21 protein-coding genes are annotated in these 26,720 nt (G+C 42.9%); 3 read left to right on the top strand and 18 right to left on the bottom strand.

Annotated elements, in window-relative coordinates; translation table 11 throughout:
* Nucleotides 1-2: 2 nt before the first annotated feature.
* The gene (locus LIR34_RS04140) at nucleotides 3-3,272 is read right to left on the bottom strand and encodes an FtsK/SpoIIIE domain-containing protein (RefSeq protein WP_173902064.1); all 3,270 of its coding nucleotides are present in this window, start codon (nucleotides 3,270-3,272) and stop codon (nucleotides 3-5) included.
* Between the two features lie 301 nt (nucleotides 3,273-3,573).
* Here LIR34_RS04140 and LIR34_RS18100 point away from each other — a divergent pair, with 301 nt between their 5' ends.
* Nucleotides 3,574-3,993 carry a helix-turn-helix domain-containing protein gene (locus LIR34_RS18100; RefSeq protein ID WP_161284278.1) on the top strand — a complete coding sequence of 140 codons (420 nt, stop codon included), beginning with the start codon at nucleotides 3,574-3,576 and terminating at the stop codon, nucleotides 3,991-3,993.
* Between the two features lie 305 nt (nucleotides 3,994-4,298).
* Here LIR34_RS18100 and LIR34_RS04135 read toward each other — a convergent pair whose 3' ends face one another.
* The 4 genes from LIR34_RS04135 to LIR34_RS04120 form a co-directional block, all read right to left on the bottom strand.
* Entirely contained in the window at nucleotides 4,299-6,833 is a 2,535-nt protein-coding gene (locus LIR34_RS04135; protein ID WP_173902063.1) for an HAD-IC family P-type ATPase, read from the bottom strand.
* Nucleotides 6,834-6,931: 98 nt separating this feature from the next.
* Nucleotides 6,932-7,372, bottom strand: a complete 441-nt coding sequence (nifU, locus tag LIR34_RS04130; protein WP_161284176.1) for a Fe-S cluster assembly scaffold protein NifU — start codon at nucleotides 7,370-7,372, stop codon at nucleotides 6,932-6,934.
* A 37-nt stretch (nucleotides 7,373-7,409) separates the two neighbouring features.
* Nucleotides 7,410-8,594, bottom strand: a complete 1,185-nt coding sequence (nifS, locus tag LIR34_RS04125) for a cysteine desulfurase NifS (protein ID WP_173902062.1) — start codon at nucleotides 8,592-8,594, stop codon at nucleotides 7,410-7,412.
* Nucleotides 8,595-8,622: 28 nt separating this feature from the next.
* A complete protein-coding gene (locus LIR34_RS04120) occupies nucleotides 8,623-9,057 on the bottom strand; it encodes an RrF2 family transcriptional regulator (RefSeq protein WP_161284174.1) in 435 nt (144 codons plus the stop codon).
* Between the two features lie 127 nt (nucleotides 9,058-9,184).
* Here LIR34_RS04120 and LIR34_RS04115 point away from each other — a divergent pair, with 127 nt between their 5' ends.
* Both LIR34_RS04115 and LIR34_RS04110 read left to right on the top strand, forming a co-directional pair.
* Nucleotides 9,185-10,525 carry a polysaccharide biosynthesis protein gene (locus LIR34_RS04115; protein WP_173902061.1) on the top strand — a complete coding sequence of 447 codons (1,341 nt, stop codon included), beginning with the start codon at nucleotides 9,185-9,187 and terminating at the stop codon, nucleotides 10,523-10,525.
* 117 nt (nucleotides 10,526-10,642) lie between these two features.
* A complete protein-coding gene (locus LIR34_RS04110; protein ID WP_173902060.1) occupies nucleotides 10,643-11,674 on the top strand; it encodes a 3-deoxy-7-phosphoheptulonate synthase in 1,032 nt (343 codons plus the stop codon).
* Nucleotides 11,675-11,781: 107 nt separating this feature from the next.
* On the opposite strand, the gene xerD is transcribed toward LIR34_RS04110, so the two are convergent.
* From xerD to dxs, 13 genes are all read right to left on the bottom strand, one after another.
* Complete coding sequence (gene xerD / locus LIR34_RS04105; protein ID WP_161284171.1) at nucleotides 11,782-12,666, bottom strand: site-specific tyrosine recombinase XerD; 885 nt, start codon at nucleotides 12,664-12,666, stop codon at nucleotides 11,782-11,784.
* A gap of 240 nt (nucleotides 12,667-12,906) precedes the next feature.
* A complete protein-coding gene (locus LIR34_RS04100) occupies nucleotides 12,907-13,506 on the bottom strand; it encodes a stage II sporulation protein M (protein ID WP_161284170.1) in 600 nt (199 codons plus the stop codon).
* A gap of 100 nt (nucleotides 13,507-13,606) precedes the next feature.
* Nucleotides 13,607-15,166, bottom strand: coding sequence for a ribonuclease Y (rny, locus tag LIR34_RS04095; RefSeq protein ID WP_173902059.1), 1,560 nt, complete (start codon nucleotides 15,164-15,166; stop codon nucleotides 13,607-13,609).
* Nucleotides 15,167-15,281: 115 nt separating this feature from the next.
* Nucleotides 15,282-15,776, bottom strand: a complete 495-nt coding sequence (locus LIR34_RS04090; RefSeq protein WP_173902058.1) for a regulatory protein RecX — start codon at nucleotides 15,774-15,776, stop codon at nucleotides 15,282-15,284.
* A gap of 5 nt (nucleotides 15,777-15,781) precedes the next feature.
* Nucleotides 15,782-16,843, bottom strand: a complete 1,062-nt coding sequence (gene recA, locus LIR34_RS04085) for a recombinase RecA (RefSeq protein ID WP_173902057.1) — start codon at nucleotides 16,841-16,843, stop codon at nucleotides 15,782-15,784.
* Between the two features lie 230 nt (nucleotides 16,844-17,073).
* Nucleotides 17,074-18,522, bottom strand: coding sequence for a glycogen synthase GlgA (gene glgA / locus LIR34_RS04080; RefSeq protein ID WP_161284166.1), 1,449 nt, complete (start codon nucleotides 18,520-18,522; stop codon nucleotides 17,074-17,076).
* A 94-nt stretch (nucleotides 18,523-18,616) separates the two neighbouring features.
* Nucleotides 18,617-19,426 carry a sporulation transcription factor Spo0A gene (gene spo0A / locus LIR34_RS04075; protein ID WP_173902056.1) on the bottom strand — a complete coding sequence of 270 codons (810 nt, stop codon included), beginning with the start codon at nucleotides 19,424-19,426 and terminating at the stop codon, nucleotides 18,617-18,619.
* Nucleotides 19,427-19,707: 281 nt separating this feature from the next.
* Nucleotides 19,708-20,925, bottom strand: a complete 1,218-nt coding sequence (gene spoIVB / locus LIR34_RS04070; protein ID WP_173902055.1) for a SpoIVB peptidase — start codon at nucleotides 20,923-20,925, stop codon at nucleotides 19,708-19,710.
* 78 nt (nucleotides 20,926-21,003) lie between these two features.
* Entirely contained in the window at nucleotides 21,004-22,695 is a 1,692-nt protein-coding gene (gene recN, locus LIR34_RS04065) for a DNA repair protein RecN (RefSeq protein WP_173902054.1), read from the bottom strand.
* Nucleotides 22,689-23,144, bottom strand: a complete 456-nt coding sequence (gene argR / locus LIR34_RS04060; protein ID WP_161284162.1) for an arginine repressor — start codon at nucleotides 23,142-23,144, stop codon at nucleotides 22,689-22,691. The genes recN and argR overlap by 7 nt, the downstream gene beginning before the upstream one ends.
* A gap of 17 nt (nucleotides 23,145-23,161) precedes the next feature.
* Nucleotides 23,162-24,022 carry an NAD(+)/NADH kinase gene (locus LIR34_RS04055; RefSeq protein ID WP_173902053.1) on the bottom strand — a complete coding sequence of 287 codons (861 nt, stop codon included), beginning with the start codon at nucleotides 24,020-24,022 and terminating at the stop codon, nucleotides 23,162-23,164.
* A 22-nt stretch (nucleotides 24,023-24,044) separates the two neighbouring features.
* Entirely contained in the window at nucleotides 24,045-24,854 is an 810-nt protein-coding gene (locus LIR34_RS04050) for a TlyA family RNA methyltransferase (protein ID WP_173902052.1), read from the bottom strand.
* The gene (dxs, locus tag LIR34_RS04045) at nucleotides 24,851-26,713 is read right to left on the bottom strand and encodes a 1-deoxy-D-xylulose-5-phosphate synthase (RefSeq protein WP_173902051.1); all 1,863 of its coding nucleotides are present in this window, start codon (nucleotides 26,711-26,713) and stop codon (nucleotides 24,851-24,853) included. The genes LIR34_RS04050 and dxs overlap by 4 nt, the downstream gene beginning before the upstream one ends.
* Nucleotides 26,714-26,720 lie beyond the last annotated feature (7 nt).

The following is a 26,720-nucleotide window of genomic DNA, read 5'->3' as shown; positions in this document are numbered from 1 at the left end:
GTTTATAATTTGTATGGAACGAATCGGTTTCCGGATCTTCCATTATGATAGTATGCAAGCTGTCCGGAAAGTTCTCTTATCAGTCTTGGCTGATCAAGAAATTCTCCCGCTTCATAATCACTCATCGGAAATGCAATTTTGTGATTGAAATCCAGTGTCTTTACTTCTCTGAAATCTCTCAGTGCGGAAGCTGAATCGTAGATCACCAGATTAAATACATTACATGTAGGTCCCAGATGTATAATTCTGGCTATATCATTTCTGGCATCATATAAATAAGAAGTCTGTGCTTCTTTCCCGGTTTCCGGCTCTTCTTCATTAATATCTTCTTCTCCAAACAGATCCATATCACCAAACAGAGCACTGAATTCGTCCAGTGCCGAGTCATTAAAATCTGTTTTTTCTGATTCTTCCTCAGAAACGCTCTCCGATACTTCCGACTGCGTTGCTTTCTCTTCTGCTTTTTTTAGTACAGGTGTTCTTTTGTTTCTTTCATCTACCAGAATGTCTGCCATAGAATCCAGCCCAAGCCATACGATCAGTTGTTTTCTGGTATTACTCCTGTCTTTTATGATTTCTAATGTTTCAACGATTTTGTAACAGATATCTTCCAGATCATCATGCACCCTTATCTCCGGATAATTTTTTTCAAATTCCAGAATTTCCGGTTTGTATTCACGATATACACTTGCATAACTGTCTGCCATAATATCAACTGAAAAGTCGGACTGTCGTGCGAAGCTTGAAATAATTGCTCTCAGAATACGCATCTGCTGTTCTTCCGTTCCAGAAGCACACATGATATTATTTCCCTTCCGCTGAAGCAGTGGAAAATGAAGTGCAAATCCGAGATTCACAGGTCGTCCCAGATAAATATGAATATCTTTGCTGCCATCTCTGTGAGAAATCACATTTTCCTTCTCCCACTGATCGATCTCTTCGATTTTCATAGGATCCACAACACGATCATCAAAAACATCTGCCACATAGTCCTCTGCATGATAAATTGTTCTTGCCTTCTCATTCACATTATAACGACACGTTCCATTAATATAAATTGCCATGGCACGTTCGATTGTCGGAACCTCTTCACGATCTTCATTTTCCTGAATCGTCTGGACCGCAACCTCTCCGACTTTCATATGTATGAAAGAACGAATTTTATCTGCTTCTTTTTCATTCAGAGTTTCTTCTAGTTCATCCTTGTAATTAGAGAGTGCGATTCTAGCTTTTATCTGTTTCTTTCCCTTATCCGAAAGTCCTCTCAGGCCATCTACGATTGCCTGATCTGAAAGCAGCAGGATAATTCCAAGAGCTCTCGCCTCTGACAGAATATTCTCCAGCTTTGTCTTGTATTCTGTTTCCAGCTGTGCATGCTGACTCATCACATGAAATTCATCTACAATGATGAGCAGTCTTGTCATGGAGTTCTTGCCATATACTTTCCTGTAATCACCAAATGAAGTAATATTGCTTTTACCGCCTCCGGCTTTGTAATCGTAATCTGCCTGTGCAATGATTGTCTGTCTGCGGTTCATCTCGTCTATGATCTTATCCAGAAAAGCGTATGAAAAATCAGATGTCTTTGACAATCCAATAAACCGTATATGTGGAGGTGTATTGGTCTTGTAAGAATAAAATTCTGTAATCTTATAGTCAGACAGCCAGATTTCCACGTCTTCCGGAGTATAATTCATCACAATAGAACTGATCAGCATATGTAAAAGCGAACTCTTACCAGATCCGGTACCACCGCAGATCAGACCATGCGCATTCAATGCCTGTCCAAGTGAATATGAAATAATATCTCCTCTCTGGTTGATTGCAAATGGAATATGAAGACCATTTGTGGAATCCATCTGTCCGAAAGGAGCATTTATGTCAAAAATACGCTGAAATTCATTGTCCAGCTTCTTTTCTGCCACAAGCTGCTCTACGATATTTTCGATAAATTCCAGATGAGAACCACCGGTCTGCCAGTGTCGGAAATCACTTTCGACTCCCCTCACACATGTTGACGAAATATCTGTCCCTACATCAATCCGAAAAAGATTCTGTATTGCCTCTGCTGAAAAACAGCTCTCAAGATCTTGTCTTCTGCTGTGTGTGGATTCGTTTTCCCAACGGTCTACATTATTTAATATAACTACAAAGACACCCAGATTTCTTCCATTTTCGATCAGATACTGGATATTCTTAAAATCACTGTCAGAATATCCTTCGTGAAGATTCTGCACGATTATCATCTGATATGGAATCCATGCGTCCATTCCCTGTTCCGCATTGTATTCCGTTACAGTTGTATAGGCGGCCTTTTCATTAATAACCGCTGTCATCCTCTGCACCAGTGCTGTCAGTCCCCGGCTGATATCCTCACTTTTAAGGTAAGACTGTGCAAGATGATAGGAACCACCTGTTACCTTTCTGTTCAGCATAACAATATCGTTCTTTTTTACCTGCTGTAAACGGATAAAATCTCTGAAATCATTTCCGGATGTAACTGCATCCATAAAATGAAATTCCATATAGTACTGCGGTATACTGCGCAATGTCTGATAAATGATTGACTGAAGGATCTGTCTTGCCCTGTCTGTGGTCCTTGTTCCATAGTCAATGCGAAGCTGTATCGGTGCTGACAATAAAAATCCCCACGGTACAGCAATTTTCTCACCATCCCTGCACAGATTAAATAAAATCTTTCCATCACCAGACAGTTCCCGCTGTTCTTCTTCTGTCATAAAAGGTTTCAGGAGATCTCCCAGAAAAATTCTTGGATTCTCGAGAGTTTCTGGTATAACATAACTGGTCCAGTCAGAATCACTGGTACATCCTCCATAACACATGGCACTTTTATATGCCTGTGTATATTCCTCGGATATCTGCTGAAGCTTATACCAGATTGCATCAGCCTCACTTCGACAGTCCCGAATCTGGTCTTCCATAAAGTTAAGAAGCCCCGTCAGTTTCCCCATTAACTCCCGGTAAACCTCTCTCTGACTTTTCCCAAATCCAAGCATACTCTTAATAAGAGGCCATAATCCTGCACTGTTCGCCAGTTCAAGTCTTAACTGTGTTAATTCCTGCTCTGTATAGATTCTGGCTTCACTGTCTGCAACATTTCCATATCTATTTCCAAAACGTGCAAAAAGTTCTGCTTTCTGATGGTTATAGATTTCTCTTTCATCAAATAATTCCGTTGCTCTTCTCTTTATTGCACGATAATTTCTTATTAATTCTTGAATTTTCTGATAATTATTGTTGAAGTCAAACATTTCTCTTTTTCACTCCTTATTTGTAAAAGGATTTTTGTAATACAATTCGGAAGACACATTGCCCGATTTCGATCTTTTGGACAAGCAATAGATATGTTTCTCTTTTTTGTTTATTATACAATTTTAGTGTGTTTAAATCAACCTTATAGTAACTATTTCATATTACTAACAGTAATATTATTAAACAAACATGACATTTCATTTTTTTGGTTAAATAAAAAGACTTCTGATATATTACTTATACTTTGAATTTTTCCCACCAATTCAACTATTAGTAATTTTTTTCTATTACCGACGGTAAATTGTTTGTCAATTATATTCCTTTTACAATATTAAGAATAATCATCTTATAATTATTTCAAAGGAGGGATTCCTGCTGAAAAAAGACTTAAACGTTCAAATTGGGCAGCGGGTCAGATTCGCACGAAAACAGGCTCATCTTTCCCGGGAAGCCCTTGCCGAAAAGCTGGACATATCCACTCTTTTTCTTGGGTATATTGAATGCGGTCAAAAAGGGATGTCTTTATCCACACTCCAGAAACTCTGCCAAGTTTTGGGAGTGTCTTCCGATTTTATTCTTATGGGTATTGATGATGATTCTGTCCATAAAAATAATTTTATGTTGCTTATGGATTCTGTCGATCCCAAGTATCATCCACTGCTTGAATCTAATCTGCGATGTACGATTGATGCAATCAATGAAACCAAAAAAATGAAGTGATACATTAAATAGAAACAGCTTTTTACTTTCGGCATCTTTTTTTGTATCGGGTCTGTTTTCATGGATTTCAACTGGGTTTCCGCAAAATACAATTGTAGAAACCCAGATTAAATTCCAGTAATCGTCTTTCGTCCTATCTTCCTCAAAAATCCCTCTGTTCTTTCCACCTCCTTTTCTTTGATATTCAGCATCTTAGCATAGGTTTTACACAAATTTGTTTTTTCAAAAGCTATTCTGCCGAAATTTTGCAAAAAAAACAGCATCATAGCTTCACGCTGCAATGCTGTTTTCTCACTTATCGTTATTTATTTTTTTCTGCTGAGTTTATTCACAAATCCTGTAAACTTTCCCGGTTTTTCCTGATCCAGAGACTTTGCATAAATCCCTTTGAGCCAGCTTGTGATCACATCGATCAGAACCGGTGCAAATGTCATCAGGATAAATACCAGTATGATCAGTCCGAAGTCCAGGGAACCAAGGGCCAGCAGTTTCTGAAATATGACTGCCGCGGCAAAGAAAATAAACTGCATTCCATAAATGATTACCTTACGGTAGGTATTCAATGGTGCATAAACCGTTTTTAATGCTGCCATATAGTTCCATCCTGTGACCAGTACACAGGCCGTACTCAGCATGGCATTGGAATGATATACATTCTGGCAGACAAGCATGATTGCAAACACACAGGATGAAATAGTGATTGCTGCCGGAAACGCATTCAGGAACACATGTCGGAGAAACGTATGATCGATCTTGTCATAATTGTTTTCCTGTGCAAGAAGGAAGGTTGGAATCCCGACTGCGCAGGCACTGATCAGTGACATCTGAATCGGTTCGAACGGATACGTGTTTCCAAAAAAGATTGTCAGAAGTGACAGCATGACAGAAAACATAGTCTTGATCAGAAACATGGATGCCGCTGTACGGATATTGTTCACGACTCTTCGTCCCTGATTCACGATATGTGGCATGGATGCAAAATTTGAATCCAGAAGAACTACGTTGGCAATATTCTTTGCCGCATCACTTCCCTGTGCCATGGCAATACTGCAGTCTGCTTCTTTGAGAGCAAGAACATCGTTGACACCATCTCCTGTCATGGCAACGGTATGTCCCTGTTTCTGAAGAGCCTGTACCATTTCTTTTTTCTGCTGCGGTGTCACTCGGCCAAAAATACTGTATTTCGAAACAGCCTCTTCTAAATCTTCCTCTGTTTCCAGTGTTGTCGCATCCACATAGCTTTCTGCATTCTTAAGACCTGCCCGCTTCGCGATCGCAGAAACGGTGACAGGATCATCTCCCGAGATCACCTTGAGGTCAACTTCCTGGCTGTCAAAGAATTTCAGTGTATCCGGAGCTTCTTCTCGGATCACATCTGTCAGAAGAAGAAGTGCCACCGGTTCAAGATCGGCCGGAAGTTCTGTACCTTCTGCCATCTGACTGCTGTGTGCCAGTGTAAGGACTCGAAGTCCTTCCTGTGCATATTTCTGGCAGACATCCAGGATTTCTTCTCTTCCCTCTGGAAAAAGAAACTGTGCCGCTCCCATAAGATAAGTTCCTCTGTCCTCAAATACAGCTCCACTGTATTTTCTGTCGGAAGAAAACGGAATAATATGCTCCGGCGTCATAGATGTTTTGGTTGGAAAGCGTTTACGCAGGGCATCAATCGTCGCATTCTGATCTTTAAGAACATACATGAGATTTCCCATCATGTCCTCAATTTCATGAATATCCTGCAGAGCTGCCGTTTCGTCTATGGTTTCTGCCTGATCCGCTTCCGTTTGCGAACCGGTATCTGGATTCTGTGTTTCAGCATTTTCCGGCTGTATTTCCTGATCCTGGAGCATTCTGCCTTCGTCCGGCTCTTCTTTGTCTTCTGTCAGATTTCTGAGAAGACTCTCACACCACGACTCCACACGCTCTACACACATGGTTCCTTCAGTGATTGTTCCGGTCTTGTCCAGACAGAGTGTATCAACTCTTGCCAGAGTCTCAATACAGTATAACTCCTGTACAAGAGTCTTCTTATTGGCCAGAACCAGTGCTCCCAGTGTCAATGCCACACTGGTGAGGAGTACCAGACCTTCCGGAATCATTCCCAGAACACCTGCGACCATACTCACAACAGAAGCCTTGAACGTATTTCCTACAATATAGTACTGTTTATAAAACAGCAGTGCTCCCAGCGGCACGATAATGATACTGATCACTTTCAGAATCGCATTCAGAGAATTCTTAAGTTCTGAATTGTGACGCTTGAATTCCTTTGCTTCGCTGGTGATCTGTGCCGCATAGTTATCCTTGCCGACATGAATGATCTGACAGCAGGCCTCTCCTGCTGTTACAAAGCTTCCTGAAAAAAGTTCATCTCCTACATTCTTTGGAAGGTTATCTGATTCACCTGTCAGAAGTGATTCGTTTACCTCTACACTGCCTTCCAGTACCTTTGCATCTGCCGGAACCTGATCACCGGTCTTAAGACAGACCAGATCATCAAGAACCAGTTCCTCTGTCGGGACAGTCCACTTCTTTCCCTCACGAATGACAATTGATTTCTTCGCGGTCAGAATCGCCAGCTTGTCAATGGTCTTCTTTGCACGGATTTCCTGTGCAATTCCAATCAGTGTATTGATAATAATGATACATACAAAAAATGCATTCTTATATGAACCGACCAGCAGTACAAGTACCAGAAGTACCAGGTTCAAAAAGTTAAAGAAGGTCAGCGTATTCTCTCTGACGATCTGTTTATATGTCCTGGTGTTTGGATTTTCATCCGCATTAACCTTGCCCTGCTCGATCCGCTCATTTACCTGTTCGTCTGTAAGTCCTGTCAACATTTCACCTCACAATTTATCTGCATACAAAAACACCTCTTGGGACATTTCCTGCAGACAGCAGCCTCAAATTTATGTTTCCCCCTCACAGCCGTTGTTTCTTAGTACTCTTCTTCTTCCTCGCCTTCGCTGATGTCTGACTTTGGTTTATCCAGACCTTCGATCACAATACCATGTTTCTCAGCGTAATCCCACAGTGCTGCGTGAATTGCTTCCTCTGCAAGAAGAGAACAGTGTACTTTGACCGGCGGAAGTCCGTCAAGTGCTTCCATAACGGCTTTGTTTGTGATCTGCATTGCTTCTTCAATAGTTTTGCCTTTGACCATTTCTGTTGCCATACTGCTGGTTGCAACTGCCGCACCACAGCCAAATGTTTTAAATTTGCATTCTTTGATGATATGTGTCTCATCATCGATATCAAGGAACATTCTCATGATATCACCGCATTTTGCGTTACCGACAGTTCCTACACCGCTTGCGCCCTCAATTTCTCCTACATTTCTTGGATGCTGAAAATGATCCATAACTTTTTCGCTGTACATAATATTTATTCCTCCTGTTTCTGTTTTTCATTAATTATTATTTCTGATTTTTGATAAAATCTTCATACAGTGGAGACATACTTCTCAGATTCTGTACGATTTCTTTCAGTTTATCTACTGTGAAGTCAAGATCTTCTTTTGTTGTCTCCTCACTCAGGGTAAGTCTCAGAGAACCGTGTGCGATCTCATGAGGCAGTCCGATAGCAAGAAGTACATGAGATGGATCCAGAGAACCTGATGTACATGCAGACCCACTTGAACCGCAGATACCGTTCTGATCAAGCATCAGGAGCATGGACTCACCTTCGATAAACTGGAAGCTTACATTTACGTTATTCGGAAGACGTCTTACTCTGTCACCATTCAGTCTTACATATGGGATTTCACTGGTGATACGTCCGATCAGATAATCTCTCAGTTCGATTTCTCTGTCTGTACGCTCTTTCATGTTTTTCATTGCCCGCTCTGCTGCTGCACCGTATCCTACGATTCCCGGAACATTCTCTGTACCTGCACGGCGTTTACGCTCCTGTGCTCCGCCATGTACAAAGGATCTGATCTTAACGCCCTTACGGATATAAAGGAAGCCGATTCCCTTTGGTCCGTTGATCTTGTGACCACTGGAACTTAACATATCAATATTACACTCTTCTACATCGATCGGAACCTGACAGAATGCCTGAACTGCATCTGTGTGGAACAGGATGCCATGTTCTCTGGCAATGCGGCCGATTTCTTTGATCGGCTGAATAGAACCGATCTCGTTGTTTGCAAACATAACAGAAATCAGAATTGTCTCCGGTGTGATCGCTTTCTCCAGTTCATCAAGACGTACAATACCATTTTCATCTACATCGAGATAGGTGATCTTTGCTCCTCTTTCCTTCTCAAGATATTCACAGGTGTGCAGGATCGCATGATGCTCGATCTTGGTTGTGATGATATGATTTCCTTTGGATTTATATGCTTCAAAGGTTGCCTTGAGTGCCCAGTTGTCAGCCTCGCTTCCGCCTGCTGTAAAGTAGATTTCTTCTTTTTTGGCATTCAGGACATCCGCTATCTGCTGTCTTCCTCTTGTCACTGCCTCTTTGCTCTTCTGTCCAAAATCATAAATACTGGACGGGTTTCCATAGTACTCGGAAAAATACGGAAGCATTGCCTCAAGAACTTCCGGTGCAGTTTTGGTTGTTGCCGCATTATCCAGATATATTAATTTATTCATGTTTTTTCCTCCTGATAAAAAATGAATTTTAGATCTTTTCCTTTTGTTTTTTCCGGCTTTCGTCTATCAACTGATCCAGCATCATGGTATCCACTGCCTGTGTGATACTGTCATTGATCCGTTTCCACACATATTTCGTCACGCAGATGTCATGATTCTCACAGGTGCTCTCATCCTCCATTCCGGAACACTGCGCTGCCTCCAGACTTCCCTCCAGCACTCTCAGGACATCACCCACAGAAATCTCTGCTGCCGGACGTCCAAGCCTGTAGCCTCCGCCAGCTCCCCTGGTGCTCTCTACCAGACCTGCCTTCTTGAGTTTCGCCATAAGCTGCTCAAGATAACTGTCGGAGATATTCTGTCTGACCGCAATACTCTGAATGGAAACGGCTTCTGTTTCACAATGCAGACCCAGATCAATCAAAGCTTTGAGACCGTATCTTGCTCTTGTTGACAGTTTCATCCACTCACCTCTTCATAATTCCCAGTGTTTTAGTCGGATTTATTTCAAAACCTACTTTAACAGAATACATTTGTTCTGTCAAGGTAGTTTTACGCATATACTGACAAAAAAGCTCCAGGTATTCCGTATGTCGAAAAAAACTTTTTTCAGGGGGACTTTTCTTCTCACCTGCGCCGGGCTTTTAAGCCGCATTATGGGCTTTTTTTATAGGATATTCCTGTCTCATACAATTGGTGCAGAGGGAATCGGCCTGTTTCAGCTTGTTCTCCCTCTCCAGACTCTCCTGCTCGCCATCACCTCTTCAGGTATACAGACCGCCCTTTCTCGTCTGATTGCTGCTCACTTTGCAACCGGAGAGCACAAAAAAGCCCGTGATTTCTTCTGTCTTGGAACACTTCTTGCTTTTTTATTCTCCTGTGTGGCTTCTTCCCTGCTGTTTCTGAAAGCCGATTTTTTTGCTGTACAGATTCTCAGAGAAGCACGTACAGAAGAGCTCCTGCGCATTCTCGCTTTCAGCCTGCCTTTTGCCGTTCTTCATTCCTGCATCAACAGTTATTATTTTGCCCGCAAAAAAGCTGCTTTTCCATCCGGCATGCAGTTTGTTGAGCAGCTTGTACGTGTCGGCTCTTCTTTTCTTCTGTATCTGATCTGTGTTTCCAATAATCTTCCCGTGACCGCCATGATTGCTGTCGGCGGCACACTTGCTTCAGAGCTCGCCGCCTCTATCCTTTCGCTGCTTGTTCTCTCACTTCACTTTCGCAGCTGCTCGCACAGGATTTTTCAGATTACAAAACCTTTTTCGGATTTACATGAAATCCTCCGTACTGCCTTTCCTGTTACGGTGAATCGGCTTCTTCTCTCCGTGCTTGCCGGTATTGAAGTCGTTTTGATTCCGCAAAGACTTCAGCTGTATGGGGTTTCTCCCAGCGAAGCACTCAGCATCTACGGTATTTTTACCGGACTCGCACTTCCCTGTATTCTTTTTCCTGCCACAGTCACCAACTCTGCCTCCGTAATGCTCATGCCTTCTGTCGCAGAAATGCAGGCTCTCGGATACCAAAAAAGGATACATTATATTACTGTTCAGACACTTCGGGCCAGCCTGCTGCTCGGCTGCATCTGTACTCTTATTTTTTATTGTGCCGGAGCCTTTATAGGGGATCTTCTTTTTCAAAGTCCGACTGCCGGAGCTTATATACAGACCCTCTCTTTTATCTGCCCCTTTTTGTACCTGAATACAACTCTGACAAGCATCCTACATGGGCTTGGGCAGACCGGACGAAGCCTTGTTCATAGTGCCGCCGGGATTTTGACCCGTATTCTTTTTGTAGTATTTGCAATTCCGGTTTACGGTATCCGCGGCTATCTGTATGGAATTCTCCTCAGCGAGATTCTTTTAAGCGGGCTTCATATTTATGCGTTACTTATGCAAAATTCCAAAGCATTTCCTATCGACAAGAAGTTTTGAATCGTTTATAATAAAGCGTTGTATACTTTAATTCTAAATAAAAAAACTCCAGTTCTTCACTGATACTGGAGTATTGTATTACAAGGTGTTGCATAAAAACACACAAAGGAGGAACATATGGCATTTAATTTTATCAAAAAATTACCTACGCCTGCTGAGATTCGCAATCAGTACCCTATCGATGCTGAAATCCAGGCCTTAAAAGAGAAACGTGATCAGGAAATCCGCGATGTCTTTACCGGGAAATCAGATAAATTTCTTGCGATCATTGGTCCATGTTCTGCTGATAACGAGGATGCGGTCTGCGATTATCTTCTTCGCCTTCGCAAAGTACAGGACAAAATAGCAGATAAGGTTCTGATCATTCCTCGCGTTTATACGAATAAACCACGTACTACCGGTGAGGGTTACAAAGGTATGGTCCATCAGCCTGATCCAGAAAAGGCACCTGACATGCTCGCAGGACTGGTAGCGATCCGCAAGATGCATATTCATGCAATTCAGGAAAGTGGTTTTACCTGTGCGGATGAGATGCTCTATCCGGAAAACTATCGTTATCTCTCCGACATTCTTTCTTACGTTGCAGTAGGCGCACGTTCTGTTGAGGATCAGCAGCATCGTCTGACTGTCAGCGGTATGGATATCCCTGCCGGAATGAAAAATCCTACCAGCGGTGATTTCAGTGTTATGATAAATTCTGTTGTTGCAGCTCAGGCTTCTCATCGTTTCATCTACAGAAGCTGGGAAGTAGAGACAGACGGAAATCCCCTCGCACATACAATTCTGCGTGGTGCTGTCAACAAACATGGTGAGGCAATGCCAAACTATCATTATGAGGATCTTCGTCTTCTTCTTGACAAATATCAGGAAAAAGATCTCAAAAATCCTGCTGTCATTGTAGATACCAACCATTCCAACTCCAACAAACAGTATGAACAGCAGGTTCGTATTGCCAAAGAAATCCTGCACAGCCGCATTGTTGATCCAGAACTTCACAAGCTGGTCAAAGGACTGATGATTGAAAGCTATATTGAACCAGGTAATCAGAAGATTGGCTGTGATCATATTTATGGTAAATCCATTACCGATCCATGTCTCGGATGGGAAGAATCCGAGAAACTTCTCTACACCATCGCAGAGCTCTGCTAAAACTGAATTCATTTTTGGCTTTATTATTAAAGTAAAAAGACCGTAATACAGACTCTTCTTTATATAAGTTCTGTATTCACGGTCTTTCTGTTTTATTGACGATCCACTTAATGACGCGGATGTGCTTTCATATAAACATCTCTCATCCTGGCTACATTCATCCCGAGATAAATCTGGGTGGAAGAGATATCCGAATGTCCGAGCATTTCCTGTACGCTCTTGATATCAGCTCCATTCTGAAGCATATGTACTGCAAAAGAATGTCTCAATGTATGTGGTGTAATGTCTCGGTAAATACCCGCTGCTTCCGCATAGCTCTTAAGAACTTTCCAGAATCCCTGTCTGCTCATGGATCTGCCGGAACAGTTTGTGAACAGGGCATTTTCTGCCTTATTCTTTACAAAATATCCTCTTCCATGCTCCATGTAATCTACAAGTGCTCTCTTGCTGACATTTCCAATCGGGATGATCCTCTCCCTGTCTGTATCATGACAGATCACATATCCAAACTGAAGATTCAGATCCGAGACCTGAAGATGAATCAGTTCACTTACACGCATGCCTGTAGCATAAAGCAGTTCCAGCATTGCTCTGTCGCGAAGTCCCTTTGCTGTATTGATATTCGGCTGCTTCAAAAGGCGGTCTACCTCCTGAACGGATAATATTTCCGGCATTTTCTTCTCTACCTTAGGCGGCTTCAGATCCTCGGAAGGATCCGCTTTGATTCTTCCCTCTTTAAAAAGATACTGAAACATTGCACGGATAGACGCTATATTTCTGGAGATTGTTGAGGATGCCAGATTCTCATTCTTAAGTTCACTGAGATATGCCTTGAGATCCAGACTTGTCACCTCCACAAAATCACAGATATCCTGTTCCTGCAGATATCGGATCAGTTTCCGTAAATCTCTCTGGTATGAAATTTCTGTATTAGCCGATGTATTCTTAGTCGTATGTAAATATGCGATAAATTCTGCGAGTGTTCTTTCCATTCCTTTTATTTCCTGTCTAACCTTGTACTATGTCTTTCATTGTCCGACAACAACTTCTGTCAGTTCGTGTATTCTATCAGGCGGTCACTGTTCACACCACATCTGATGTACTCTGATTATACTTTCTATTTTACATAAAATCAATTTGTTTTTTTCCAAAATTTCATGTAAAATCAACGTTTTCAACGTCGAATACAAAATATTGTTCAGATTATGGTAAACCATACTATATCTTGTTTTTCAGAAAATTCCAACTTTTTCCAGCAACCATTCCAGCACGATCGGATTACAATATACCTCTGTCAGCATACCAAGCAGATAAAAGATTCCACTCAGAATAACCTGCAAAAAATACCTCGATACACTGCCTGTTATCATTCCTTTATTTTTCCAGATTTTCATAGACTGCCTGTAACTTTGATCACAGAGATAAAAAACAGATGGAATATAAAACAGATACTGCGGAAATAACAGTCCTGCTCCAACCAGTCCGCCCTGCAAGCCAAACTGCAGAACAGACATTGTCAGAAGTAACCCCAACTTCATTCCGAGATAAACGCTTCCTGCCACTGCAAATGGTACTCCAAATACAGAAATCCCACATCCCATTCCAAGAAGATACACACTGCCTCTCATCTTAACTACCTGCAGCAAATATTCTGTCTGATCTTCACTCCCCGCTGCAAATGTTCTCAAAAGATACATTGTCGAAAGTGTCTGCTGATGCCACTCCATTCTCCAGAGAATATCCGGAAGGACTATTCCTATAACAAGTCCGGCCATAAACAGACTCTGTACCGGAAAGCCTTTCGTCCTGTGCCAGTCTGAATGTTTTCTCATAGCTTCACCCTGTACAATTCTACGGATTTATTATAAAAAGTAGAACAAAAAAAGAGCATGACACTTATATGTATCACACTCTTTCTGGGTATTTCTATAATTACTTAGCGTAATCTACTGCTCTGCTCTCTCGTATAACGTTTACCTTGATCTGACCCGGATATTCAAGCTCAGCCTCAATCTGTTTGGCAATATCTCTTGCCAGCAGAACCATATCTGCATCTGTCACATGCTCCGGTACTACCATTACACGAATCTCTCTGCCCGCCTGTATAGCAAAGGACTTGTCTACACCTTTGAATTCATTGGTAATGTCTTCCAACTGTTTCAAACGATTTGTATATGTCTCAAGTGTCTCTCTTCTTGCACCTGGTCTTGCTGCTGAAATTGCATCAGCCGCCTGAACAATACATGCAATAAGAGACTCTGGTTCAACATCTCCATGATGTGACGCCACTGTATTGATGACGATCGGTCCCTCTTTGTATTTCTTACAAAGATCCACACCAATCTGGATATGGGAACCCTCTACTTCATGGTCAATGGATTTACCAATATCATGAAGCAGACCTGCACGCTTCGCCATACGGACATCCACGCCAATTTCTCCTGCAAGAAGTCCGGAAAGCTGTGCTACTTCGATAGAATGCTTCAGTGCATTCTGTCCATAGCTGGAACGGAACTTCATACGTCCAAGAAGTTTCAGAAGTTCCGGATGAATACCATGAACACCAACATCCATTGCAGCATTCTCTCCATCCTCTCGGATCTGTGCTTCTACTTCTTTCTGTGCTTTCTCTACCATTTCTTCAATTCTTGCTGGATGGATACGTCCATCCACAATAAGCTTCTCCAAAGCAACTCGCGCAATCTCACGGCGAATCGGATCAAACGCTGATAAAACAACCGCTTCCGGAGTATCGTCGATGATGAGATCCACACCTGTCAGTGTCTCCAGTGTACGGATGTTACGTCCTTCACGTCCGATGATTCTTCCCTTCATCTCATCACTTGGAAGCTGCACAACTGAAATTGTAGTTTCAGCTACATGATCTACTGCACATTTCTGAATGGCATTGACCACATATTCTTTTGCTTTCTTGTCTGCTTCATCTTTTGCTCTGTTCTCTAATTCCTTGTAGAGTCTGGCTACGTCTACTTTGACATCGTCTTCTACACTTCTGAGTAACTCGTCTTTTGCCTGGTCGGAGGTCAGACCGGAAATTCTTTCCAGTTCCTGTACTCCTTTTTGTTCAAGTTCTTCTACTTTCTTTTCTCTCTTTTGTAATTCAGCAACCTTTGCTGTACACTCTGCCTCACGCTTCTCAACTGCATCAGCCTTCTTATCAACAGATTCTTCCTTTGATAATACACGCCTTTCATATTTCTGCAGTTCGTTTCTACGTTCTTTGGTTTCCTTCTCCAGTTCGTTTTTCGTTCTGAGAGATTCTTCCTTTACTTCCAATAATGCTTCTCTTTTTTTCGTTTCAGCAGTTTTTAAAGCTTCATCTATGATGCTTCTTGCTCTGTCTTCTGCTGTGCCAACAACTTCCGCATCTTTCTGAGCTTTGTTATTGACAGCAACCTTGCAAGTAACAGGAACCGCAATAAGCAGTGCGACCACTACAGCGACAATTGCAACAAAAATTGTGCTTGCCACAGGAGCACCTCCTTATTTAGTTTTCATTGTACAAATACAACAATACAAGTTTAGCTGTTTTTAAGAATTATGTCAAGTTTTTCTATCTATATTGTTTGAATATTTTCGCGGAATATTACCTGCGAGCAGTTACGCAGAATGTAATATTTAATTCTTCCAGTGCAGAACTGATCTCGCCCTGTCTGAACCCGCGTCTTGCAAAGTATCCCATAAGGCGGCGCATCTCTCTCTCATCCAATTCTGAATCCGCCGGATATCTCTTCTCTATAAGACTGACAAGAAGTGCATGCTCATCCGGTGTCTCCAGTTCTTCTGCCTCTTCCCATGCTGACTGTATTATCTGTCTGTCTACTCCCTTCTGCTGCAGTTCCTGAAAGATCTTCTGACGGCTCTTATTATGGATCCGATACATAATATAATGAAATGCATATCTCTCATCATTGATATACCCCAGTTCTCTTACATAAGATACCGCGTCCTCTGCCGCTTTCTCAGAGAAACCTGCCTGCTTCAGTCTGTCGGCAAGACCACGCTCTGTCCTGTCCATATGTTCCAGAAGACGGAGTGCCTTCCTGCGTGCCTGCTGCTGTTCCTGATAATGATCTGTCATATGTCTTATTCTTCTGTCTCAGTTTCCGGTGTTGCTGCCTTGCCTGCTGCCTGAGCTGTACCTTCTTCCTCCGGAAGGAGATGATACTGGATTCTTACCTGCTTCTCAATCTCCTCACAGATCTCCGGATGATCCTTGAGGTAAACCTTAACATTCTCACGTCCCTGTCCGATTCGCTCTCCATTGTACGAATACCATGCTCCGCTCTTATTTACTACGTTGCACTCCGCTGCGAGATCAAGGATCTCTCCTTCTCTGGAGATGCCGGTACCAAACATGATATCAAATTCCGCCTGCTTAAACGGCGGTGCAACCTTATTCTTGACAACCTTGACCTTGGTATGGTTACCAACCATCTCGCCGCCCTGTTTCAATGTCTCTGTTCTTCTTACATCCATGCGGACAGATGCATAAAACTTAAGGGCACGTCCGCCTGTAGTGGTCTCAGGGTTGCCAAACATAACTCCAACCTTCTCACGAAGCTGGTTGATAAAAATAACTACACAATTGGATCTGCTGATTGCTGCTGTAAGCTTCCTCAGAGCCTGTGACATCAGTCTTGCATGAAGTCCGACATGGCTGTCTCCCATATCTCCCTCGATTTCTGCCTTCGGGACAAGGGCTGCAACAGAGTCCACGATCACAATATCCACTGCACCAGAACGCACCATAGTTTCTGTGATCTCCAGCGCCTGCTCACCATTATCCGGCTGTGAAATATAAAGATTATCAATATCCACACCGATATTCTTGGCATAAACCGGATCAAGTGCATGCTCTGCATCAATAAATCCTGCAATTCCTCCGCGTTTCTGAACCTCTGCTACCATGTGCAGGGCAACGGTTGTCTTACCACTGGATTCAGGTCCATAGATCTCAACAATACGTCCCTTCGGCACTCCGCCTACTCCGAGTGCTATATCCAGACCAAGAGAACCTGTCGGAACTGCCTCTATCTGCATATGCGCACTGGAATCTCCAAGCTTCATCACCGAGCCCTTGCCATACTGCTTCTCAATATGTCCAAGTGCCGCTTCCAGTGCTTTCTGTTTCTCTTCGTTCATCATATCTGTGGATCTCCTTTTTATAAATATATGTTTGATGCGAACTTATGTTTCGCAAACCTATGTTCGTATTTTCTTCTTATATGCTATTATAAATCCCCTTTAATGTCAAGGAAAACTTTTCGCCATTCTTCTTCGTTTTTCGCCTTTTTGCAGACAAAGGGGGATACCATTATATCTGGTATCCCCCGAAAAAAAGCTATTCGTTTATTGCTTTCCGGCACTGATCCGTTTTATTTGTCTCCGATCAGCCAGTTGTACATTTCTTCATACTGTTTTGCTGAATGGTTCCATGAGAAATCAGCTGCCATCGCACGATCTACCATCTTGTTCCACTCACGCTTGTTGTCATAGAATACGCGCTCTGCGTTACGGACAGTGGCAAGCATTTCATGTGCATTGTAATTGGTAAAGCTGAATCCTGTTCCTGTTCCCTCAAACTCATTATATGGCTGTACCGTATCCTTAAGACCGCCTGTCTCACGAACGATCGGAAGAGTTCCGTAACGAAGGCTCATAAGCTGGCTTAAGCCGCATGGCTCAAATAATGAAGGCATGAGGAATGCATCAGATGCCGCATAAATACGATGTGACAGTGGTTCATCATAATAAATCTGTGCAGATACCTTGCCATGATATTTCCAGTCAAAATGACGGAACATATTTTCATAGCGTTCTTCTCCGGTACCAAGAACAACCAGCTGTACAGCATCCTGACAGAGTTCATCCATAACATATGCGATCAGGTCAAATCCTTTCTGATCTGTCAGTCGGGAAACAATACCGATCAGCATTGCATTCGGATCCTCATTCAGTCCGAGATCTCTCTGGAGCTGAAGTTTGTTCTTAACCTTTTCTTTGCGGAAGGTCTTGGCATTATAATTCTGAGTAATGCATGTATCTGTCTCCGGATTAAATACGTCATAATCAATTCCATTGACGATACCACGAAGATCATGTGATCTTGCACAGAGAAGTCCATCCAGTCTTTCTCCATAGAACGGTGTTTTGATCTCTTCTGCATAAGTATTGCTGACAGTAGTCACCGCATCTGCAAAAACGATACCGCCCTTTAAGAAGTTTGCGTCCTTATAAGCCTCCAATTTGTCCGGTGCAAAGTAGTAATCAGAAAGACCAGTGATTCCCTGCACAGTCTTTACATCCCATACGCCCTGGAATTTAAGATTATGGATTGTCATGATTGACTTAATACCCCAGAAGAATTCGTTCTGCTGGAAAGAATCATGCAGATAAACCGGTACAAGACCCGTCTGCCAGTCATGACAGTGAATCACATCCGGACGGAAATTGATTACCGGAAGCACAGACAGAACCGCTTTGGAGAAAAATGCAAATTTCTCAAGATCCCATGGTGCACTGTCATATGGTTTCGGTCCGCTGAAATAGTATTCATTGTCAATAAAGTAGAAGTGAATTCCCTCATACTCCAGATGCATGATTCCTACATAACAGTTCTTATATCCCAGATCCATATAAAAATGCGTGATATACTCCATTCTGTCTTTCCATTCCTGTTTCATGCAGGCATATTTCGGCAGAATAACCCTGACGTCAAAATAACGCTTGTCAAAGCATTTCGGAAGTGCTCCTGCTACATCGGCAAGTCCTCCTGTCTTAATAAATGGCACTGCTTCTGATGTTGCAAATAAAATATTTTTCATCTGTAATGGCCCTCCTTGCTCCCATCTCTATAAAAGCTGTACAGATAAGCCGATTCTGAAACAGCTTTTTTGTTTATTATACCCTATAATGCACTTATTGGAAAGAGCGTTTTTTATATTCCAGACGAATTTTGTCAGCAATCAGCGCAATGAATTCTGAATTTGTCGGCTTGCCCTTGCCCGTACTTACAGTATATCCAAACAACGCATCGATGGTATCCATCTTGCCTCTGCTCCATGCCACCTCAATCGCATGACGGATTGCCCGTTCCACACGGCTTGGCGTGGTCTGATATTTCTTTGCGATTGTCGGATACAGGATTTTTGTAATAGAATTCAGCATCTCAATATCATTTACTGACAGGATGATCGCATCTCTTAAGTACTGATAACCTTTAATATGTGCCGGAACACCAATTTCGTGAATGATATTGGTGACATCGCTTTCCAGATTTCTTGTCATATAAGCTGCTGTATCTTCTTTTACAATATTCTGATGAACATTTTCGCGGATTCTGCGGTCACTGCCTCTTCTTAAATTCTTAATGCGATTAAGAAGAACCTGATTATCAAATGGCTTAAGCATATAATACTCTGCACCGAGATTAAATGCATCCTCTGTAATTCTCTCCTGTCCAACAGCAGATACTACAATAAACACCGGTGTTTTCTTAAGTCCTGGATCATGATTACAGTTTTCCATAACGGTAAGTCCATCCATCTTCGGCATGATAATATCAAGAACAACAACATCCGGCTGTCTTTCTTTTATGATATTACAGATTTCTTCTCCGTTATGTGCCTTACCTACCAGCGTAAGATCCTTATCCTCTTCAATCATACGACCCAGTATTTCTACCATTTTTTCATTATCATCTGCAATTGCTACATTTAACTTTTCCATGAGGTCCGTTTCCTCCTAACCTATTGTCATTCGACTTTGCTCATCAAAAACCCTTATATGTTAACAGGTCATATTATAGTGTAAACTTCCCCGCGAAATCAAGCCGAAACAGGGAGAAAGCCTGGATTTTCGTTCACATTAAATCTACCTGTTTCGGCCTCTGCCTGCATAAAACATCTCTGTTTTTCCTTTTTTCTGCGGCATTCCCGATGACTTTTTATGCCATCAGTTTTTTTATTTTTCTGCCCTGTTTTGAAGACAGTTTATCTCTATATCGACTCTCATTGCTGATTTTTTCCACTATTCTCCAGCATGGTTTCTGCAAATATCCCATAACCACTCGTAGAATCCTGCACAAATACATGCGTGACAGCTCCTGCAAATTTCTCGTTCTGTATCACCGGACTTCCACTCATTCCCTGTACAATTCCTCCTGTTTTGTCAATCAGTTCCTGATCTGTAACATGGATGACAAAACTTTTATTTGTATCTTCATGATTCAGATCGATCTTTACAATTTCCGCATCATACGCCGATACCTGTCCATCCACACAACACAATATCTGTGCCGGTCCGGTTTCAAGTTCCTGCTTATAAGCCATCGGCATTCTCATAAGCGTGATCTGATCCAGCGGACCGGTGAAATTTCCATAAATTCCGTTTTCCCCGTTCTTTTTTATGGACCCTATCACCCTGTCAGAATCGTAACGGATCAGTCCCGCAAGTTCTCCCGGATTTCCATTGCTTCCTTTCTGAACTCCCAGAATCTCGGCCTGATAAAGTGCTCCGCTTTCTATCTTCAAAAGCTTTCCTGTATCTATATCGCTGATTCCATGTCCCAGTGCTCCGTATCTTCCGTCCTCATCTACAAAAGTCAGAGTACCGATTCCCTGCGTATTATCTCTCACCCAGATTCCAAGCTTATATGCCCCCTGCACATCTTTCACCGGAGTGAGGGTGAGCGGAATGATCTTGTCGTTTCTCAGCACTTCTACTTCTACATCCTGACCATCCAGTGCCCTGATATCTTCAATCAATTCTCTCTTGGAATGTATGACCTGCGAATTAAATGCCACAATGTAGTCTCCTGGTTTTACAATGTTTTTGGCCGGTTCTCTGGAAATTCCCTCTTCTGACAAAATCTCGCCTGTGTCTATGATAAGTACCCCATCTGTTTCCATATAAATTCCCACAGTGCTTCCGCTGACATATACCGATCTGCTTTCAGAAGGTATGACTCTGATCTCTTTAAATGGGATCACTCCCATAATACTGCATCCTATCGTATAACTTCCTGTTCCTGAGACTGAAACTGCATCCTCAAAAGTCAGCAGAGGATGTTCCAGAATCTGCTCAAGCTTTATTTCCTGTTCTTTCTGTACATGAATCTCATCAGGGATCCTGCGATCCAGATATCGATATCCCATACACCCTATTACCAGGAGATCCAGTCCGAGACACCACAGAATCCATATTCTATACTTTCTTTTTCTGTTCACCCTGCCACATCCTTTCGTAATAAAAAAAGAGAAGAGATCTCTGTCAGACCTTCTTCTCTTATTATGCTTTGATTCACTTTATTTGACTCTTGTATTTTTATGTACCTGTGCCAATTCTTTCATTTCTTTTGCATTCTGATAAACAGCCTGGGTGATCTCTGCTCCGCCAAGCAGTCTGGCAAGTTCCCTCACAGAATCCTCACCCTCCAGCGGATGTATTTCTGTTATGGTTTCCGTTCCCCGCTGATGTTTTTCAATCTCAAAATGAATATCCGCCATTGCTGCGATCTGCGGCAGATGTGTAATGCAGAGTACCTGATGATGCTTCCCGATGACCGCCATTTTTTCGGATACTTTCTGTGCAGTTCTTCCACTGATACCGGTATCAATCTCATCAAAGATCAGCGTTTCAATCTGGTCACGGTCTGCAAGAATTGCCTTAAGTGCCAGCATGATTCTTGAAAGCTCACCGCCAGATACAATTCTTCCCAGTGGTTTCATGGATTCTCCGGGGTTTGTGGAAATTTTATATTCAATTTCATCAAATCCACCCGAAGTATATTCTTCCCTGCGTCTGAAATCAATTCCAAACTGTACATCAAGGAAATTCAAGTCTTTCAATCCCTCAATGATCTTCTCTGTGAGAGTCTTACTGTATTCTTTCCTGATTTCTGAAAGAACATTCGAAACTTCCTCCAGATTTTTTTGAGACTTTGTCAGATTTTGTCTTGCTTCCTCGAAACGTTCTTCATACCTGTCAATATCTTCCAGTTTCTGCTGCTGGTGCTGTGCATACTTTTGAATCTCTTCTATGCTCTGGCCATATTTTGCCTTAAGGTTATTGATCAGATCCAGTCTTTTCTCTGTTTCAAAAAATGTCTCCTCATCAAAACAGAGATCCTCCACATAGGATGACAGTTCACGGTTAAAATCATTTAAAAGACTGTCCACTTCCTGAAGTGTTCCTGACATAGCTTCCAGCTGGCTGTCAAACTCTGTCACTCTCGTCAGTTCTCTTATCGCCATGCCCACAGCATCTCCTGCTCCCTGTGCAGAATCATATCCTGTCAGATCACGGACGCTCTGAAGAGTCTCAAGAATTTTTTTGCCATTGTTTAATTTACGATAAAGTGTTTCCAGTTCCTCATCTTCACCGGGACGAAGCTGCGCTGACTCAATCTCATTGATCTCAAACTCAAGAAAAGCTCGTTCCCTGTTCCTCTGCTCCTCATCTGTATCCAGAGCTTTAAACTCCTGCATATACTTGCGATATTCTCTATATGCTTCGTAAACTCTGGTTTTCGCCGGATAAATCTGTTTTTTGCCATATGCATCCAGAATTTCAAGCTGTTTATCCTGGTACAGAAGTGACTGATGCTCATGCTGTCCATGAATATCAAGAAGACACGAAGCAGCTTCCTTCATCTGGCCTACCGTACAGGTCTCACCATTGATCTTGTTGATACTCCTGCCATCCATAATCTTACGTGCAAGAAGTATCTGACCATCTTCAAGCTCTGTTCCAAGTTCTTTAAGGGCCTCCTGCACACGCGGATTTTCTACCTGAAACAAGAGTTCTACAAGTGCGTACGATGCTCCTGCACGGATCATGTCCTTTGTACTTCTTCCTCCCAGGATCAGCTGCATGGATCCAAGAAGAATAGATTTACCGGCACCGGTCTCACCGGTAAGGATGTTCAGTCCTGGTCCGAATTCTACTTCTATGTCTTCGATCAGGGCAAGATTCTTCACATGAAGATGTATTAACATAATTTCAAGATTCCTTTCAGTTTCAATGCCACAGCCTGTGCCTGCTCTCCATCCCTTGCCACGCACATCACAGTGTCATCCCCTGCAATGCTTCCCAGGATTTCTTTCCATTTCAGTGCATCCAGTGCTGCTGCCACACCCATTGCCATCCCCGGAACCGTCCGGATCACGACCATATTCTGCCCTACGTCAATAGAAGTAAGTGCATCATGGAGCACTCTTGTATATTTATCACTCAATTCCGCGGCAGCCTCTGAAAGAATCGCATAATGCGATTTTCCGTCTTTTCCTGTAACCTTTGTCATCTTCAGTGCACGGATATCTCTGGAAACAGTAGCCTGAGTTACTTTGAACCCGGCTTCGTTGAGCCGCGCTGCCAGTTCCTCCTGTGTATCAATATCATACTGACGAATCAGCTCCATTATTTTTTCATGTCTTGCTACCTTCACATTCAACCTCCATTACACTAACTGTCGCGCATTTTCTGGCGAAGTACCTCAACAAAACTTAAATGATTCAATTTCAGGATTCTGGTGCTTACAGCAGCCTTCTGTATAACAATCCTGTCTCCTGTCACCATGGGAATCGTCGTATCCCCGTCAAAAGAAGCCACTCCATACTCCTGAACCTGTCGTCTGCCCTCACCAAGTTCAACTGTGATTACATCCTCTGCCGGAAAAATAATACTTCTTGTATTCAGAGTATGCGGTGCAATCGGTGTCATCAGAGTCATGGAACCATTTGGTGCCACAATAGGCCCTCCACAAGAAAGGCTGTATCCTGTAGATCCCGTAGGCGTCGAAATAATGATACCATCTGCATTATAAGAATTCAGATATACATTATTGACATAATTTTTGAATCGAACCACACGAAGGTGTCCATCTCTGCCGATCACGATATCATTCAATGCCACATCTCTGCCTACGATCTTATCATCTCTCCAGACAGTTCCCGTAAGCATCATTCTCTCTTCGATCTCGTAATCGTCTTCTTTTAATTTGTCAAGTGCAGAATACACAGACTGTTTGTCCACCTCTGCCAGGAATCCCAGCGTACCAAGGTTGATTCCAAGCATGGGAATTTCTCTGTGGACAACGTCTCTCGCAGCCTGAAGAAGAGTCCCGTCACCACCAAGAACCAGAATACACTGTGTATCCTCCGGGATCAGATCCGGATTGGTATAATGATATGCTCCTTCTTTTTTGCGTTCAGCCTGCTGTACCATACATCTGCAGCCATTCTTGTGCAGATATTCCTCAATCTGACCCGAAAACTCAAGGTTTTCGTCCTTATCACTGTTCGTAATGATATAAAAATTGTCCATTCCTCTGTTCTGCCTTCCCTGACTAATCAAGCTGGCCGTGTGCTTCCTGCACCACAGCTTCCGGAGATACCTCCAGGGCAGATTCACAGACCGTACCTTCCGGTCTCTTTTTAAGATGAAGAAGATACTCGATATTTCCCTCCGGTCCTTTGATCGGGGAAAAAGAAAGATGATTTGGCTCAAGTGCGATTGACATCGCATAAGCCATTACTTTCTCAATAACCTCCAGATGTACTGCCGGGTCACGAACCACACCCTTTTTGCCGACTTTCTCTCTGCCGGCCTCAAACTGCGGTTTAATAAGGCAGACAATCTCACCATCTTCGGTCAGAAGGTTTCTTACCGGAAGCAATACCTTGGTCAGCGAAATAAAAGAAACATCGATGGAAGAAAACTGTGGTGCCTCCTGAATGTCCTCCGAAACTACATAGCGAATATTTGTTTTTTCCATACAGACAACTCTCGGATCATTTCGCAGTCCCCAGTCAAGCTGTCCATATCCCACATCGATGGAATAAACCTTGACAGCCCCGTTCTGAAGCATACAGTCAGTAAACCCGCCAGTAGATGCTCCCACATCCATGCACACCTTCCCATCCAGGGAAACACCGAAATTGTTCATTGCCTTTTCAAGCTTCAGCCCTCCACGACTCACATACGGAAGTGTATTTCCGCGAACTTCTATCTTTACGGTTTCCTGGAACATGGTTCCTGCTTTATCTTCCTTCTGTCCGTTTACATAAACATCACCGGACATGATATATGCTTTTGCTTTTTCTCTGGAAGGTGCAAGTGCACGCTCCACCATCAAAAGATCCAGTCTTTTTTTCATTGCTGCTCCTCATATTCCTCTATTGCATCAAGGATATCCGGTACTGACAGACCAATCTTTGCCCGCAGACTTCGGATTTCTCCATGCTCTACAAAACGGTTCCAGACAGCGATCGGAAGTACCCTCACCTCCGGATGGCAGGCTTCCATATAAGTTGCCACATGCTCACCAAAACCGCCGTTTCTGACATTTTCTTCTACAGTTACAATTAATTTATGATTTCCGGCAAGTGCATCCAAAAGTGCAGTATCCAGCGGTTTGACAAATCTTGCATTAACAAATGTCGGTTTTCTGCCCCGTTCCTTAAGCTCCTTACAGACCGCCTCACATACTTCTGTCATACTGCCCACGGAAATAACTGCCAGTTCCTCACCTTCAAAGATCACTTCACTCCTGCCATACTGGATCGGACTTTCAAATTCTTCCAGTCCCTGATAGGCACTGCCTTTCGGATAACGAATCGCACACGGTCCGCCAAGATGTACTGCAAATTCCAGCATCTTCTGAAGCTCCCATTGATTTTTGGGTGCCATCACTGTCATATTTGGCATCATAGTCAGATAAGACAGGTCAAAACAGCCCTGATGTGTTTCTCCGTCAGCTCCCACAAGACCAGCACGGTCGATTGCAAAAATCACATGGAGATTCTGCATACAGACATCATGAAGCATCTGATCCACTGCTCTCTGCAAAAAGGACGAATAGATTGCCACTACCGGTATCATTCCGCCAAGAGCCAGTCCTGCAGCAAAAGAAACCGCATGTTCCTCGGCGATTCCTACGTCAAACAGACGGCTCGGAAATTTCTTTTCAAATTCTACAAGACCGGTTCCTTCTTTCATTGCCGCTGTGATTCCAACCAGCTTTGTATGCTCCTTGCCCAGCTTCACCATGGTTTCCGCAAAAACATCGGTATAGGTCGGGCATTTCTTTGAGGAAAGCTGCTTTCCTGTCGCAATATCGAACGGTCCTGTTCCATGAAACTGATCCGGATGTCTGCGTGCCGGTTCATATCCTCTGCCCTTCTCTGTAAGGACATGCACTATCACCGGTCCTTCAACCCTTTTGGCCTCATTAAAAAGTCTCATCATCTGACGCATATTATGTCCGTCCACCGGTCCCAGATAGGTAAGTCCCATATTTTCAAAAAGCATTCCGGGAATGATCAGCTGCTTAATACTGCTCTTTGTCTTGCGCATCGTATCTACCAGTGCCGTCCCTACCCTTGGAATCTTCTGGAGATTTTTGGTCACATTTATTTTCATTCCTGTGTAGGATTCTGCTGTGCGGATCGCACTCAGATAGGAGGACATTCCACCGACATTTTTGGAGATGGACATATTATTATCATTCAGAACAATAATAAAATTAGTCTTAAGTTCTGCTGCATTATTTAATGCCTCATATGCCATTCCTCCGGTAAGTGCACCATCTCCGATCACAGAAACCACACGATAGTTCTGCCCCTGAAGATCTCGTGCTCTCACATATCCAAGACCTGCCGAGATAGAATTGGAACTGTGTCCTGCATCAAAGGCATCACAGTCACTCTCACTTCTCTTTGGAAAGCCACTCATTCCGCCTTCTTTTCGCAGTTTCTTAAACCCCTCTTTTCTGCCGGTAAGGATTTTGTGGGTATATGCCTGATGTCCTACATCCCATATAATCTTATCCTGCGGCAGTTCCAGTACATTATGGAGTGCCAGTGTCAGCTCTACTGCCCCAAGGTTGGATGCCAGATGGCCTCCTGTCTGACTCACTGATGAGATCAGAAATTCCCTGATCTCATCAGCAAGCTGTGGAAAATCTGCTAAAGCTATTTTGTGTATATCATTTGGCTTATTGATTTTTTCCAACATCCTTTGT

Origin of the sequence: Blautia sp. MSK17_66, from assembly GCF_020538025.1 — a bacterium.
GTDB lineage: Bacteria > Bacillota > Clostridia > Lachnospirales > Lachnospiraceae > Blautia_A.
This window is presented reverse-complemented; position numbering and strand designations above follow the sequence as displayed.